Here is a 15,636-nt window from a genome sequence, read left to right as displayed (position 1 = left end):
TCTGAAATAACCCCTAGTGGGCTGGCTGGTGAACAGTCCAGCCAACCCAACACGGTGATTATCTACTTACGGCTACTAGCTACGCTCTACTTGGTGCGGCGGCGGCGCGGACGAGGCTTCGCCGGGGCACGCTCAAACAGCGCAACAGACTCCACATGATGCGTATTCGGGTACATATCAAACGCCCGAAGCTGCACCATATCCCAACCCAGCTCACGCAAAATACCGGTGTCACGACCCAGGGATGCCGGGTCGCACGCCACGTACAGAATACGCTTGGGGTCCAGCGCATCCAGGCGTTCCAGGGTGGTTCGGTTCGCGCCCTCACGGGACGGGTCCAGGATCACCGCATCAATGGCGGGGATTTCACCGAACTCAAGGGCGGTCTTCAGATCCACCAGGTGGCGTGCCACGTCGCCGCGAATCACCTCGATGCGGGTGTTCGCGGAGTTCTCTGTGCGGGAGCAACCATCCGGCGCGAAGTTCGAACGCGCATCCTTATGGGTCACCGGCGAACCCTCAATGCTCACGACGGTGCCGGTGGCGCCCACGGCGTCCGCGAGCGCGGCGGTGAACAGGCCCGCACCGGCGTACAGGTCGAGGGTGCATTCGCCTTCCTGCGGGCGGAGCATGGTGAGCATGGTGCCGACCATGGTGGAGGGGGCGGCGCGGTGAATCTGCCAGAAGCCGCCGGCGGACACCTGGTAGCTGAAACGACGAGAGCCGAAGGTGACTTCTTCGGTGACGGAACGCAGGCCCGCACCGAGCAGCTGGTCGCCTTCGGGTACGCGGCGGTAGGGGGTGTGGGAGGAGCCGGGGCGGCGGCGCTTGGGCTTGCCGTTGGAGGTGGACTGCGGGGTGAAGAAGAGCGAAATCTTGCGCTTGGCGAGCAGTCCCCAGGCGTCGGATGCCTGCTGTTCGATGTCCTTGGCGACTTCTTCGATGGAGAAGCGGGGGTCAACGATGAACTGCAGCAGGACCCTGCCGCGGGAGGAGACGGTCGCCTCGACTTCGCGTACGCCGCGCAGGTTCAGCTCCTCGAGCTGCAGGTTGCGCAGTTCGGTGGCGGCGAGGGGAAAGTCGACAACCGGTACGGGCTGGGAGGCGCGGTACGGGTGCATGCCGATGCGCCAGGTGACGGCAGGGCTCTTCTTGCCGCCGTTCTTCTGGTCGCCGGGCTCGTTGCCGGGCTGGGCGCGGACCTTGGTCACGTTGTAGCGCACTCGGGTACGCCAGGACAGACCCTCGCTGTTATCGCGCAGGGGCAGCTCTTCAACCATGAGGTTGGTCAGCAGGGGCGATTCGAGCGGCAGGCCGCCCAGGCGGTTAATCTGGGTGCGAACAATATCGGTCTTGTAGCGTCGCTGCTCATCCAGGTTGATGTGGCCGTACTCCATGCCGCCGAGCAGTTCGGGTACGCCGGTGGCTGCGGCGCGTTCCTCTTCGGTGGCGAGCGCATCCGCCTGAATCCAGGGGTGGGGGCGGCGTGCCAGGGAAGGTACGGGTACGGAGACAACATCTGCGAAGTAGAAGCGGCGCTTGGGGCCAATTGCGGTGATGCGCACTTCTGCCTGTTCGCCGACGATGCCATGACGCACAAAGATGACGCCCTGTTCGGTGCGCGCTACGAAAGCGCCGCCGTGCGCGGGTGCCTCACAGGTGACGGTGAGGGTCTGCCCGACGCTGTATCCGTCTACGTTGTTGGAGGCGGCAGGCGTGGTAGCAGGGTGAGTCACAGCATTGTCTCCTAAAGAATCACTTAATGTGAATTATTTTACACCGGTTTGTACCTTTACTCCGATTCCGACGCCCCGCAAGGGGTGCCGAATAGGGCGTAAAGGGCAAAGTCCAGGCGCTATTCGAGGGGATGTACGAGGCTACGTACGGGGTGTACGGAGGCGCAGAAACCGGCTTAGCCGATACGGCTAGCGCTTCTTCTCACGCGCCACGGCATCCGCCTCGTGCAGGCGACCGCGGTACACGGCGTGGCGGTTACTCTGGATTAGCTCGCGGCCACCACCGGCAGAACGGGTCACGTTCGGGGCGACTGCTTCCGTAGAACCGTCAACCTCTGCGGTCGAATCGTTGGTAGCCGCATCCTTGCCCTGCAGGCGCTGATCAAAAATCTCGTCGTACACTTCGTCCTCGTGCATCGCCCACGGCACGGTCGCAGTCATCACGCCCGGCTCGTGCAACAGCGCCTGCTTGAGGCGGCGCACCGTGCGGCGGTGCAGAAGACGCTGCCACCAGTGCTCCACCACGAACTCGGGCAGGTACACCACCAAAATATCGCGGGGCGACTTCTTGCGGCGGCGGCGAATATACGAGACGACCGCCTCCACGGTGTCACGGTACGGCGAATCAATCACCGACAGCGGCACCGGAATGCCCAGGGCGTACCAGCGCTTCTTCACGACCTCCAGGGCGGCGCGGTCGTTGTTGACCGTCAGCGCCTCAATCGTGGAGGGGCGACCGGCACGGGCATAGGACAGGGCGCGAACCGCCGGGCGGCGCACACGCTCCACGTACACGATGGCGTGCACACGCGAAGGCAGGGCCGCCACATCCGCAACGGATTCAGCGTTCAGGGGGATGTCCAGGGCGGCATCCACCGCATCGTAGTGGCGGCGAGTCACAACCATACCTCCAACCATCAGGGCAATCATTCCAAGCGAGAGCCACGCACCGGCGGCGAACTTCGTCACCACGACGGTGACCAGCACCGCGGCGGTCACAATCACACCCACCGCAGAGACCGCAATATCGCGCAGCAGGGCGCGGCGCGGCATCTGTGCCAGGGTGATGCGCAGCAGACGCATGCGATAGCGCACCACCGCCAGCTGCACCAGCACCATCGACAGGCACATGCCCACGATGTACAGCTGAATCAGCGAATACACGTCCGAATTAAAAACGGTAGTGAGGAAAATCGAAATCGCCGACAGCGCCAGCACACCGTTCGCGTACAGGCCGCGCGAATCCACGCTACGGAAGAACACCGGCAGGTACTGGTAATCAGCCAGCGACGAAGCAATCACAGGGAAGCCCGTAAACGCGGTCAGCGAGGCAATAATCAGCACGCCCACCGTGGCAAAAACCAGCAGCTGCGCAAAGAACGGCGCACCCTGATAAATTGCCAACGCCACCTGGTACAGCGCAGGCTTCTGGTGGAAGTACTCCCCCGGCGTGTGCCCGTCAATGAACAAGAAACGGGTCGTATCGTGCACCATGTGAACGCGGGTTGCCGCCGCAAAACCGAGCAGGCTCACCAACAGAACCGAGGTAATGACGCCCATCATCATCATGGTGATCGCCGCATTATATTTCTTCGGGCGGCGGAAATACCTCACCGAATTAGAAATCGTCGAAACACCCGAGAACGCCACCAAACCGGCGGAGAAAGAACGCGCCAGAAGCAACATCAGCGCCAGACCCTCCAGCGAGTGGGTCTCGAGCTCGGGGGCAATCACATAGGTCGCCGACTCAGCCAACGGCAGGGTACCCGTCGCGGCACGAATCCAACCCACGATAAAGGTGGCTCCCAACAGCGCTAAGAACACGTACAGCGGCCAGTACGCAATCTTGCCCAGCAGCTGCACGCCGCGCAGCGCAAACAACGTCAGGGCAACGATGAGTAGCACCGCAATGAGCGTGCGCCAATCCTGAATCTGCGGGTACAACGCCACCAAAAACGAGGATGCCGAAGACATCGACACCGCCACCGTGAGCGTATAGTCCATCAGCGACGAAGCACCCATCACAATCGACGGCAGCGCACCCAGTTTGCGGTGCACCAGCTGAATATCGCCCTCAGAAGCAATCTGATTAATGTTGTAGCGGTACGTGCCAATGACCAGCAGACCCACCATCGCCACGCCCAAACCAATCCAGGGCGAAAAAGCGAGCGCAGACGCACCCGCGGCGGCAAGGGTCAAAATCATCTGGTCGGCGGCATAGGCGACCGAAGAGATGCCGTCGGCACCGAAAAGAGGCAGGGCGTAGCGCTTCGGCAGCGCGACTGCCGAAAGATTTCGCGTGCTGACCGGCTGACCGGTCAGGGCGATGCGCATCCTATCCCAACGATTCCTCACGCTGTTAAGGCTATCGGTCGCGGCTTCAAAGCTCAATTTTATTCAGCCGAATAGTGGGCATTGCGAGCGGAATATCACGGGGCATCGGCGCGGAACCCCACCCGCCCATTACACTGGTAGAGGTAGACGGTAACGCCTTATCAGCACAAATCATCAACATTCGGAGGGATGTATGCCTCACTTCGTCATTATGGGTGCCGGACGCGTGGGCGTCATGCTGGCGCGCACTCTGGAAGCTTCAGGGCATACGGTCGCCGTCATTGACCAGGACGAACGCGCATTCCAGCCGCTGCGTAAGGGTTTTGAAGGCCGCCTGGTCACCGGTGTTGGTTTTGATGAGGACACCCTCAAGCGTGCCGGCATTACCGAGGCGTACGCTTTTGCCGCCGTCTCTTCGGGCGATAACTCGAACATTATTGCCGCCCGCGTCGCCCGCGAAATGTTCAAGGTCAAAAACGTTGTGGCGCGTGTGTACGACCCGAACCGTGCCGAGTTCTTCCAGCGCATGGGCATTCCTACGGTGGCGTCTGTGCGTTGGTCCACCGACCAGGTGCTACGCCGCCTGTTGCCCGAGCAGGCGCTCAAGGGCGACTTCCGCGAACCCTCTGGCCGCCTCATGCTCACCGAAATTCCGCTCGACGACGGCTGGGCTGGCCACGCGCTGACCAGCATCGAACGTGCCGCCGGGGTGCGCATCGCCTACATCACCCGCTTTGGTGAGGGCATGCTCCCCCGCCCCGATTCCGCCTACCAGCAGGGCGATAGCGTGCACGTGATGATGCGCACCGACGACGTTGCGGACGTAACCCGCATTCTCTCCCGCCCGCCGCGCGTTGAAGATGAAGAAATGGAAGCGGACTACGCCCCCGCATCCGGTCACCGCAAACACCCCCACACTCCGAAGAAGCCCGCCGAATCCGGCGTGACGATCACCCCCGAGCAGGAGCGCAACGAAACCCCCGTTGTCGAGCACGAATTCCATCTCGGTGACACTCCCCCGGAGCTGCCCGACCCCCTCGAACTCATCGGCCGCCATCGTGACTCCTCGAAAGGTGAGAAGTAAGTGAAGGTCCTCATTGTTGGTGCCGGCTCCGTGGGTGCCTCCATCGCTAAAGAACTCATGATGAACGGCCACGACGTGACCATCATCGATTCCAAACCCGAAGTCAAGAAGCGCGCTGACCTGCCCGGCGTGCGCTGGCATATTGGTGACGCCTGCGAGCTGTCCGTGCTGCGCCAGGTGCACCCGAACAAGGCGGACGTGGTCGTTGCCGCAACCGGTGACGACAAGGCAAACCTGATGGTGTCCCTGCTGGTGCGCAGCGAGTTCGGTGTGCCGCGCACCGTGGCGCGCGTGAATAACCCGCGTAACGAATGGCTCTTCGACGACTCCTGGGGCGTGGACGTTGCCGTGTCCACCCCGCGTCTGATGACCGCCCTCGTTGAGGAAGCCGTGGAAGTCGGCGACGTGGTGCGCCTGCTGACCCTGCAGGCCGGCGGCGCGACCCTCGCCGAATACACAGTGCCCGACGACCACCCCGTCATCGGTTACCGCGTGGACCACGTGCAGTGGCCCGTCGATACGGTGCTCACCGCCATTCTGCGTGACGGCGCCCCGATTCCGCCCAGCGCCGACGTGGCAATTGAGGGCGGCGACGAGCTGTTCTTTATCACGACCATTGCCGGTGAGGATCAGATTCGCGCGCTGTTCGCGTAGCGTTTATACGTAAGTTTTTGGGTAGGCGAAAGCCCCGGTTACGGGTACCGGGGCTTTCGCGTAACTTCTATAAAGTTTTCTATGAAGTTGCTGGGGTGTGTTTTAGCGGTTCTCAGAACCCTCAACGCTGTCAGCTACCTCAGCTTCCTCAGCGTTCGGCGCCTCCGAATCCTCGCTCACCAGCGCCTCCTCAGGAGCCGACACGCGCCACGCCAGCCACACGCCCAAAGCGTACAGCGGCAGTCCCATCACCAGGCGGGTCGCACCCAGCGCCTCCACGTTATTGGCAAAGTACAGGGGCACCTGCACGGCAAGACGCAGCATCATCAGCACGGTAATAATCCAGGTGGCAAGCATGTACTGGCGCAGGCGCACCGGGTTCTGACGCCAGCTCAACGCCTCGCCACGAATGACCGCGAAAATCAGACCCATTAGCGGCCAACGCACCAGCATCGACAGCAGATACGCCAGAATGTACACGCCGTTCGTCCAGAAACCGACCACAAAGTAGTCGCTCGCATTACCGGTACGGTACGCCGCAAACGCACAGATTGCCACGCCCACCAGACCGGTCAGTGCGCTCACCAGCTTAGAGCCCTGCACCAGACGGACCAGCGTGAACACACCCGCCGCAGCCAGCGCCGCAATCAGGGACAGGTTCAGTTCCTTCGTCACGGTGAACAGCACCAGGAACGCCACCGCGGGCAGAGAAGACTCCACCAGGCCGCGCCAGCCGCCGATAGCGTGCAGAATGTCCACGTCACCGTTGGCGGTGCGGCGCATATTCGCGCCCATGGAGGCGCTCAGGCTCTGCGCAAACTGGTTCCCCTCCCGCGCCGGGTCAGCAGCCGGGTTAGTTGCGGGGTTAGCGTTCGGGTCGGGCTGGGTCGAAGACTGCTCAGCGCTCATATTTTCCCTTCTCAGCAAAGAATTGCGGCACAATCTCATAGCGCGGGTTATAAATCACCGGCTGATGAGCCCGCACCGACACCACACCGGAACAACGCAACAGCGCACCGGCAAGCACACCGGGCACCATCCGCTGCCCCTGCCACTTCAGCAGAATCCGGTCCCCCGGATTGAACGGCGCATAGGGCGGGAACGACACCTCGTGCTGATCCTGCACCGCCACGGTCGCCAAAGACGCCGTGTTCAGATGGTGCTGCTTCTCGGCTTCCTCAGATTCCTCCTCGAAATCCTCACCGGGCGGCTCCACAATCGGCATGCCAATCAGCGCCAACGGGCTCGACCACTGCAGAGGCTTCGACTTCGCCACCACCAGCTCGGCACGGTACATCGGCTTATCCTGCAGCGCAGGCAACCACACCTGCTCCACGCGTCCGGCAAGGCGTACGCGAAAGCGCTCGGGGTACCCGGGAGCAAGAATCTGCTCCTCAGGAACCGCGAGCGCACTCGGGTAGTTCGAAAACTCAGGCATTAGCCAATCTCGGTAATCTCAGGGCCGCGGCGAGGCATCGGGCGCAGCTTGCTGTGCTCGTTCTCGGTCTCTTCTTCCACGGCGGGCTCTTCCTCAGCCACAACCAGGTCGGCGGGCAGAGTCATGGGCAGCAGTTCGCGCGGCGGGCGCGGGTCGTCGCCGCGGTCCACCACGACGGTGCGGAAGACTTCCTCCACGGAGGCGGCAGCCTTATCGTCGCCGAGCACAGCCGCGCCGGAAATCACGCCGCGCAAGAACCAGCGGGGGCCGTCCACACCCACGAAGCGGGCGATGCGCTCGCCGGGCTGACCGTCCGGGGTGAAGGCGGGCAGGCGGGTCAGCATCTCGGCACCGAACACGCCGGCGTAGATTTCGACGTTGCCGCCCTGGGAGGCGACGGACTCGGTCAGGTCGTGACGGATGTCATCCCAGATGCCGGTGGTGCGCGGTGCGGCGAATGCCTGCACCTGCAGGGTTGCGCCGTCGCGGGTGATGGTTGCGGCGATGACGGCACCGGTTGCGTCGTCGGTTTCGAGGCGCAGGTTCATGCCGTCGAGCAGCTTGATGCGCAGCGCACCCAGGTCGACGTAGTCTTCGAGGTCTTCGGCGGTGACTTCTTCAATGTCGTGGGGGCCGTTGACGCGGTCGTACTTAATGACCTCGGGAGAGTTCTCCTCTTCCTTCAGCTCCTCAACCTCGACGTTGGTCTCTTCGACCTCTTCGGCGACAGCCTTGTCGATGGCGGCCTTTTCAGCCTCCTCGGCGCGCTTCTTCTTACCAAATCCGAACATGGTATTCCTACTTTCACCGCACGCAGGGTGCGGGGGTTTCTTCTCTTCTCTCGTGCGGTTTTCGCGGTGAGAGCAGACTAGTGGATTCCGCTGGAACCGAAGCCGCTGGAGCCGCGTTCGGTCTGATCCAGTTCGTCAACCACGGTAAAGGTTGCGTGCTCGTACTTCTGAATGATCAGCTGGGCGATGCGGTCGCCGCGCTGCACGTGGAAGGACTTGGTCTTGTCAGTGTTGAGCAGGGTGACCATCAGCTCGCCGCGGTAGCCGGAATCAACGGTGCCGGGTGCGTTCACAATGGTGATGCCGTTCTTGATCGCCAGGCCGGAGCGCGGGTGCACCAGACCAACGTAGCCTTCGGGCAGGGCGATTGCCACGCCGGTGGGGACGAGGGCGCGTTCGCCCGGTTCCAGTTCGAAGTCGATGCGGGAGCGCAGGTCAGCGCCGGCGTCGCCGGGCTTTGCGTAGGCGGGTGCGGGCAGCTCGGGGTCGAGCAGCTTAATGTGGACGTTTACGGGGGTCATCATGGTCAATACTCTAACCTTTCGCGGGTGTCTGTGCCATCACCTCGCGCTGTGTTGAGGCTCTACTGCGGGGTGTTTTCGTTGCGTGTTCGCGTTCAGCGCGTGCGGCGGTGTGCCGTGTTGGGTGCGACGCGGCGCTGTTTTTTGTGCGCGGCTTTCACATACTCAACGGGGCGGGTGCACTCGGCACTCGCCCCGTCATGAGGTGTAGGTCGGGTGGGTGTTAGCCCTTCCCGTAAGTTATTAGCCCTCGCACTCGATGCAGTAGGACAGGCCGCCCTCTTCGCGTGCAATCTGCGAGCGGTGGCGTACCAGGAAGCAGGATGCGCAGGTGAACTCGTCGTCCTGAGCGGGCAGAACAACAACGTTCAGCTCCTCGTTGGAGAGGTCAGCACCGGGCAGCTCGAAGCTTTCTGCTGCGCTGTTCTCGTCTTCGTCCACCGCACCGGACTGCATCTCGGAACGGCGGGCGTTCAGCTCCTCGTAGGACTCTTCGTTCTGCTCTTCGTCCTGCTTGCGAGGTGCATCGTAATCAGTTGCCAAACTTTCACGCTCCGTTGGTTCTGTGGCTGTGTGTTGAACTGGGCCACGCTGGTTTAATGAGTGCTCTAGGTGCCGCTGGTGGGGATTTAATCCCGACGGCATGCCAGGTATTGTTCACCATTGGCACCCTATTTGTCTAATCCTGGGTAGGCTTTGGACGATTTAGGCGTCACATTCTAGCTTTTTCGGTCCGAAAAGTACATCTTTTTTTGGGGAAAATCCCGCCTCCGCTACTGATTTACCGCGCTTTCACGGTACCCTGGAAGGTAGTTTGCGTTCCGTGCAACACATTCACGAACGCGTCCGGTTCACCTATGGAGGTTCTCATGCTTGAACTGCGTCTGATTGGCGTTCACGATGACGGCGAAAATCTGGTGCTTGAGTCTGCTGACGGCACCCGTTTCTTGCTGCCGATTGACGCGAACCTGCGCACGAGCATCACCAAGGCTCGCCGTATTCAGCCTGCCCGCGGTCTGGGCGCTAAGGGCACCTACGGCCCGCGCGATATTCAGACCCGTTTCCGTCAGGGTGCCTCCGTTGAGGAAATCGCTGAAGAGTCCGGTTGGGAGCCGGAGCGCGTGCGCCGCTACGAGTGGCCGATCGTGGCTGAGCGTGCCCACATTATTCGTGCCGCTCAGAACGTGAAGATTGGTCGCCGCAGCTCCGCTTCGGGTACCGCACAGATTCCGGTGACCCTGAGCGCCCGCATTGAGGAAGTCTCCGAGCGTTACGGTTTTGAGGAGGCAACCCAGGACTGGACCACCCGCCAGCAGGAGAACGGCCAGTGGCGCGTTGAGCTTGATATTGCGCTGAAGGATTCGGTGCGTCAGAACCTGCCCGCGCAGGTCGTCTTCCCCGCACGCTGGGTATACAACCCCGCGAACCAGGGCCTGTACGCGTCGAATGAGGCGGCATACTTCCTGATGGGCAATAGTGAGGACGCTGTTGCCGCCGCCGCGAAGAAGGCTCCCGTGGAGGTTCCTCCCGCCCGCCTCCCGAAGGCACCCGAGCCCGCACCGGCACCCATTACTTCTTCTGAGAGTGCTGATGAGCGTAAGCTCAAGGAGCTCCTGGAGCGTGCCCGCTCGGTGCGCCCCGCCCAGGTTGAGGAGCCCGAGGTGTTTGTGCACCGCGAGTCCGCTCAGCCCGCTGAGCCTGTAGCACCGGCTGAGCCCGCAGAGGCTCCGAAGGCTGAGGCCCCCACCGCTGAGGCTCCCGTAGCGCCCGTTGCAGAGCCTGCGGCACCCGCAGAGGCTCCGAAGGCTGAGGCTCCCGTAGCTCCGGCACCCACCGAGGCCGCATCTGCTCGCGGCCCGCTGACCGGCGCACCCGCCGCACACACCCCCGCGGCGCATCCGGCACCGGAAGACTACAGCGAGCACGCACCCGCCGCAGAGACTGCTAAGGTACCGGCTGAGCCCGCGCCTGCAGAAGCTGCTGAAGCACCTGCCGAGGAGAAGCCCAAGCCCTCCTCCTCGAAGAAGCAGCGCGTGAGCGTTCCCGCTTGGGACGACATCATCTTTGGCGGCCGCAAGTAAGCGACCGCCCGAGCAAGGGTATTTAGACATACGAAAACCGCTGGTTATTCACCCGAATAACCAGCGGTTTTCTGTATGTCCTCTAGCGTTTTAGAATGCTGAGATTTTAGAAGGTCTTGAGCATACGCAACGGCACCAGACGCTCAGCGTCCGTGAGCGAACCGTGCTGACCAACCATGTGCAGGGCACGCTCCTGGTAGTGGCGCATATCGTACAGCGCCCAGTCGTCGCGAGCGCACACCATCAGGTCGCCGATGCGGCCGCGTGCCGCATCCGTGATGACCGGGCCGAAGTAGCCGGCACGCATCAGCTCGCGCGAGTCAATCACCCAGGCGCGCTCGCCCCAGTACTGCGCCCAACGCTGAGCGGTGGCGGTGCGTGCCGCCTCCGAGGTGTCTTCCAGGTACAGGTGCACGGCGCGCGGCTCACCGGCGGTCATCGCAATGTTGCGGGTCAGCTCCTCAACGCCGGAGTAGTCGATGCGCTGGTGTTCGGGCACGTTCACCATGCCGTGATCGGCGGTCACGAAGAGTGCCGCCCATGCCGGGGCGCGCTCCGCCAGACGCTTCAGAGCCGAGTTCAGTTCCTCCAGCTGCTGCAGCCACTCGTCGCTGCCCACGCCGTAGCGGTGGCCCGCCGCATCAATCTCGCCCCAGTACAGGTACACGGTGGTCGGGGTGCGGCTGGAGAGCGCCTCCAGGGCGTAGGTGACGCGGGCGTTATAGCCGACGGCATCCACAAAGTCGCCGCCGCGCAGCGCAGCCTCGGTCAGGCCGGTGCCGCGGTACTTGCCCAGCGAAATGGTGAGCACGCGGCGGTTCGTATGGTGGCGTTCCAGCACGGTCGGCAGCGGCTGCCAGGTGTGGGGGTCCACCGACTGGTCCCAGCCGGACAGGTGGTTCATGACCGAGCCCGCTCCCCCGTTACCTGCCGGGTTGCGTACCTCGTAGCCGGCGATGCCGTGCGCGCCGGGTGCCGTGCCGGTACCCAACGAAGTCAGGGATGCGGCGGTCGTGGTGGGGAACGCGGCATCCAGCGGGCCCAGGTTCAGGGTCTTACGCAGGGCGGGCGCGTAGCCGCCGTAGCTGTTGATGAGCTGCTCGCCCAGGCCATCCACCATCACCACGCAGGTGTGACGGAACGACGCCGGGTCAACGTCATGCTCCGCGAGGCGACCGGCAAGGTTCAGCGGGTCGGCTGCAGAGTTGAACGCCGGGTCGGAATCCAGGGCGTGCGCGGGGCGCGCCAGGCTTCGCTGAGCCACCAGGGAGGAGGCGGACTCCAGCACATCGGCGATGCTATTGCTGCCGTAGGCGGGCGCGGGAGGCAACGGCGCGCCCAGAACATCGTGCAGAGTGGGCTGTTCGGTGCGGGACGGGGCCGTCATAGGTTCCTCTCGGGTCTCTCAGGGGTGTGACGAGCGCTAATCGCAAGCGCCGTCGGGGTGCAGGCGCGGGATGCCGGTGCTTATCGGCGGGTTGCGTACATGCGGGCACGGTGCAGGGCACGCGCAAAATGCTGCGCACGCTGAACCGACTCCGGGCCGTCAGCGGTCGCAGACACACGCACCGCAATGTCCTCGCGGCGCGCATCACCGGTGAAGCCGTGGTCGGCGTTGCACTGCGGATCCTGGCAACCGGCGGGCGCCAGCTCCATGTGCAGGGAGCCGGTCCAGGCAATCTGGAAGGAAATCTCAGTCGGGGCGGTGCTACCGGCGTTGTACCCCTGCGGCTGGCTGAAACCGTAGCTGATGGTGACCGCGTTCAGAGCGCTCAGGTGCACCGCCTCCACGCTCACATGCGCCACGGTGCCCTGCGCGTCACCTTCAAGGTGCTGGTCGTCCAGGTGCGCAAAGATGACGTGCTCGCCGCAGAGCACCATCACGGTGATGTGGCGGTGAAAATCATCGCGGGAGAAGTGGGTTTCATGCTGTACGAAGTGCGCGTCCGGGTTCATGCCCGCCAGCGCGTCATCCACCACTTCCAGCACGAGGTCGGGGTAGAAACCGGCATGCTTAATGTCTGCGACCAATTGCTCGCGTTCGGGGGTGGTGGCGTACATCGTACCTCTTTCGTGCGGTGCCCTCATGAGGCGACGTCGGTCGGCGCACACGATGAGGGCGGTTAGGTATTACTCCCCTCTACCTTAGAGGGTTCCAGCCGGGCTGTGCTACTTGACCACGCTAATACAGGCTCATATGACGGTGTGCAATCCCCCGGTATGCTTCGGTTACTGCCCCGCAACCGCCTTGGCGCACCCCACAGATGACGCCGACCAACCAGCCCGTCTCATCCGCTACCACCCGCTAAAATAGGAGGAGCGAAAACACACCGACACGAGGAGATATATGGCTCGCCGATCCAAATCCGCCGTCAGCGACTACCCGGTGGATGTGGTAGAGAATATCGTCGACATCGACGTATCCGCCGAGATGGAAACCAGCTTCCTGGAATACTCCTACTCGGTGATTTATTCGCGCGCCCTCCCCGACGCCCGCGACGGCCTCAAGCCCGTGCAGCGCCGCATCCTCTACATGATGCAGCAGATGGGTCTGCGCCCCGATAAGGGCCACGTCAAGAGCGCCCGCGTGACCGGCGAGGTCATGGGTAAGCTCCACCCGCACGGCGACGCCGCCATCTACGACGCGATGGTGCGCCTCGCCCAGCCCTTCGCGCTGCGCCTGCCCCTCGTTGACGGTCACGGTAACTTCGGCTCCCTCGACGACGGCCCGGCGGCCGCCCGCTACACCGAGGCGCGCATGGCACCCGCCGCGCAGGCGCTCACCGCGGACCTCGAAGAAGACGTCGTCGACTTCGTGCCCAACTACGACAACCAGTTCATGCAGCCCGCCGTGCTGCCCGCCGCGTTCCCGAACCTGCTCGTCAACGGCACCACCGGCATCGCGGTCGGCATGGCAACCAATATGGCGCCGCACAACCTACGCGAGGTCATCACCGGCACCCGCCACCTCATCGCGCACCCCGAGGCGAGCCTCAAAGACATCATGAAGTTCATTCCCGGCCCCGACCTGCCCACCGGCGGTACCATCGTGGGTTTGAGCGGAATCCGTGACGCCTACGAAACCGGCCGCGGCACCTTCAAGACCCGTGCGAAGGTCTCCATCGAGCAGGTCAGCCCCCGCAAGCAGGGCATTGTCGTCACCGAACTGCCGTACATGGTCGGCCCCGAAAAGGTCATCGAAAAGATCAAGGACGGCGTCAACTCCAAGAAGCTCACCGGCATCTCCGACGTGGTCGACCTGACCGACCGCACCAATGGCCTGCGCCTCGTCATCGAGGTCAAGAACGGCTTCAACCCGGAGGCGGTGCTCGCCGCCCTCTACAAGCACACCCCGCTCGAGGACTCCTTCGGCATTAACAACGTGGCGCTCGTGGACGGTCAGCCGCAGACCCTCGGCCTGCTCGACCTGATGCGCGTGTACATTGACCACCGCCTGAACGTGGTCCGCCGCCGCACCGAATTCCGCCTGGGCAAGCGCACCGACCGCCTGCACCTGGTGGAGGGCCTGCTCGTGGCGATTCTCGACATTGACGAGGTCATCCAGATTATTCGTGAGTCTGACGAGACCGCTCAGGCACGCGAAAAGCTGAAGGTCGTCTTCGACCTGACCGACACCCAGGCGAACCACATTCTGGAGCTGCGCCTGCGCCAGCTCACCAAGTACTCCCGCTTGGAACTGGAAGCAGAACGCGACACCCTGCAGCAGGAAATCGCGGAACTGCAGCGTATCCTCGGCTCCGATGCGGCGCTGCGCGAACTGGTCTCCGAAGAGCTCGCAGAGGTCGCCGAACGCTACGGCACCGACCGCCGCACCCAGCTCAAGACCAAGGACGATATGCAGGTCGCCATCGAGGCGGTCACCGCGCAGTCCAAGGCGAAGAAGAGCCTGGGCCTCGCCCTCGAGATTGCCGACGAGCCCTGCTGGGTGCTGCTCTCCGCCTCCGGCATGATGGGACGCACCCCCGGCAAGCCCATCCGTGAGGCTCTCGTGGATCCCGGCAAGCGTTTCAAGCACGACGTGTTCGCTTCGATTGTGCCGACCACCGCGCGCGGCGAGATTGGTGCCGTCACCTCCGCCGGACGCATGGTGCGTCTGTCCGTCATGGACATTGCGGTGCTGGACGAGAACGGCGGCACCCCCTCCATGGCGTCGGCGGTGAAGGCAGCCGAGCTGGTTCAGCTCGCCAAGGGTGAGAAGCTGGTCGCCCTCGTACCGCTGAACACGGTGCTGGCGATGGCTACCGCGGGCGGCGTCATCAAGCGCCTCAACCCGGATTACCCGCTGAACCAGACCGAGTGGGACATCATGAAGCTCAAGGACGGCGACGAAATCGTAGCCGCCGCCCCCTGCCCCACCGACGATGCGGTGCTCACCTTCGTCACCCGCGACGCGAAGCTGCTGACCTTCGACGCTACCAAGGTTCGCCCGCAGGGACGTGCCGGCGGCGGTATCGCAGGCATTAAGCTTGCCGACGGCGACCGTGTGATTGCCCTGGGCGTGACCGCGCCCGGCGACGCGGCGGAGGTCGTAACCGTCACCAACGGCAAGGACGGACTGGCGAGCGCCAAGGTCACCGCCCTGAGCGAGTACCCGCAGAAGGGCCGCGCAACCGGCGGTGTGCGTGCGCACCGCTTCCTCACCGGTGAGAGCCAGCTGGCTCTGGCGTGGGTGGGCATGGGCCCGGCGAAGGCGGCGTCCTCCGGCGGTGTGGCTCGTTCCCTGCCGACTGAGCACGGTGCCCGCGACGGTTCCGGTGTGATGCTCACCCAGAGCATCGGCGTGATTGGCCCGAACTACGCGGCGGTTTCCGCGGCGCTGGCGGTTAGCCCGGAGGGTGAAAAGCTCTTCTAGGCGCATTCAAGGCGGCGCCTTTCGTGACGGCGCTACTGCCCGCTTCTCAACGACCGATTGAGCCACCAGACGGTAGCTAAATCGCCACAACTCCAAATGCAGAAATGCCCCGGTACTTTCGTGA

At 63.4% G+C, this 15,636-nt stretch carries 13 protein-coding genes; 4 read left to right on the top strand and 9 right to left on the bottom strand.

Annotation, left to right across the window (positions count from 1 at the left end):
- Window positions 1–86: 86 nt before the first annotated feature.
- Together AB8E48_RS00750 and AB8E48_RS00745 are read right to left on the bottom strand one after the other, a co-directional pair.
- Complete coding sequence (locus AB8E48_RS00750; RefSeq protein ID WP_368885426.1) at window positions 87–1,736, bottom strand: class I SAM-dependent RNA methyltransferase; 1,650 nt, start codon at window positions 1,734–1,736, stop codon at window positions 87–89.
- 189 nt (window positions 1,737–1,925) lie between these two features.
- Entirely contained in the window at window positions 1,926–4,070 is a 2,145-nt protein-coding gene (locus AB8E48_RS00745; protein WP_368885425.1) for an APC family permease, read from the bottom strand.
- Window positions 4,071–4,263: 193 nt separating this feature from the next.
- Here AB8E48_RS00745 and AB8E48_RS00740 point away from each other — a divergent pair, with 193 nt between their 5' ends.
- Together AB8E48_RS00740 and AB8E48_RS00735 are read left to right on the top strand one after the other, a co-directional pair.
- Window positions 4,264–5,154 carry a TrkA family potassium uptake protein gene (locus AB8E48_RS00740; protein WP_368885424.1) on the top strand — a complete coding sequence of 297 codons (891 nt, stop codon included), beginning with the start codon at window positions 4,264–4,266 and terminating at the stop codon, window positions 5,152–5,154.
- Complete coding sequence (locus AB8E48_RS00735; RefSeq protein ID WP_005506372.1) at window positions 5,155–5,808, top strand: potassium channel family protein; 654 nt, start codon at window positions 5,155–5,157, stop codon at window positions 5,806–5,808.
- A 102-nt stretch (window positions 5,809–5,910) separates the two neighbouring features.
- Here the strand turns inward: AB8E48_RS00735 and AB8E48_RS00730 are convergent, their stop codons facing one another.
- From AB8E48_RS00730 to AB8E48_RS00710, 5 genes are all read right to left on the bottom strand, one after another.
- Entirely contained in the window at window positions 5,911–6,717 is an 807-nt protein-coding gene (locus AB8E48_RS00730; RefSeq protein WP_368885423.1) for a DUF3159 domain-containing protein, read from the bottom strand.
- Window positions 6,707–7,246 carry an asparaginase gene (locus tag AB8E48_RS00725; protein ID WP_368885422.1) on the bottom strand — a complete coding sequence of 180 codons (540 nt, stop codon included), beginning with the start codon at window positions 7,244–7,246 and terminating at the stop codon, window positions 6,707–6,709. Before AB8E48_RS00725 ends, AB8E48_RS00730 begins: the two co-directional genes overlap by 11 nt.
- Window positions 7,246–8,037, bottom strand: coding sequence for a DUF3710 domain-containing protein (locus tag AB8E48_RS00720; protein WP_070593494.1), 792 nt, complete (start codon window positions 8,035–8,037; stop codon window positions 7,246–7,248). Before AB8E48_RS00720 ends, AB8E48_RS00725 begins: the two co-directional genes overlap by 1 nt.
- Window positions 8,038–8,114: 77 nt before the next feature.
- Window positions 8,115–8,561, bottom strand: a complete 447-nt coding sequence (gene dut, locus AB8E48_RS00715) for a dUTP diphosphatase (protein ID WP_368885421.1) — start codon at window positions 8,559–8,561, stop codon at window positions 8,115–8,117.
- Between the two features lie 240 nt (window positions 8,562–8,801).
- The gene (locus AB8E48_RS00710) at window positions 8,802–9,101 is read right to left on the bottom strand and encodes a DUF4193 domain-containing protein (RefSeq protein ID WP_005506382.1); all 300 of its coding nucleotides are present in this window, start codon (window positions 9,099–9,101) and stop codon (window positions 8,802–8,804) included.
- Between the two features lie 326 nt (window positions 9,102–9,427).
- Here AB8E48_RS00710 and sepH point away from each other — a divergent pair, with 326 nt between their 5' ends.
- The gene (gene sepH, locus AB8E48_RS00705) at window positions 9,428–10,639 is read left to right on the top strand and encodes a septation protein SepH (protein ID WP_368885420.1); all 1,212 of its coding nucleotides are present in this window, start codon (window positions 9,428–9,430) and stop codon (window positions 10,637–10,639) included.
- Window positions 10,640–10,745: 106 nt separating this feature from the next.
- Here the strand turns inward: sepH and AB8E48_RS00700 are convergent, their stop codons facing one another.
- Both AB8E48_RS00700 and AB8E48_RS00695 read right to left on the bottom strand, forming a co-directional pair.
- Window positions 10,746–12,026 (bottom strand): alkaline phosphatase family protein, encoded by a 1,281-nt coding sequence (locus tag AB8E48_RS00700; RefSeq protein ID WP_368885419.1) that lies wholly within the window; start codon window positions 12,024–12,026, stop codon window positions 10,746–10,748.
- An 80-nt stretch (window positions 12,027–12,106) separates the two neighbouring features.
- The gene (locus tag AB8E48_RS00695) at window positions 12,107–12,700 is read right to left on the bottom strand and encodes a DUF5998 family protein (protein ID WP_296546206.1); all 594 of its coding nucleotides are present in this window, start codon (window positions 12,698–12,700) and stop codon (window positions 12,107–12,109) included.
- Between the two features lie 286 nt (window positions 12,701–12,986).
- On the opposite strand from AB8E48_RS00695, the gene AB8E48_RS00690 reads away from it, so the two are divergent.
- Window positions 12,987–15,512, top strand: coding sequence for a DNA topoisomerase (ATP-hydrolyzing) subunit A (locus AB8E48_RS00690; RefSeq protein ID WP_368885418.1), 2,526 nt, complete (start codon window positions 12,987–12,989; stop codon window positions 15,510–15,512).
- Window positions 15,513–15,636 lie beyond the last annotated feature (124 nt).

The organism is Rothia mucilaginosa (assembly GCF_964211445.1).
GTDB lineage: Bacteria > Actinomycetota > Actinomycetes > Actinomycetales > Micrococcaceae > Rothia > Rothia mucilaginosa_E.
Note: the sequence above shows the minus strand (reverse complement) of the source record. Positions and strands in the feature narration are given on the sequence as shown.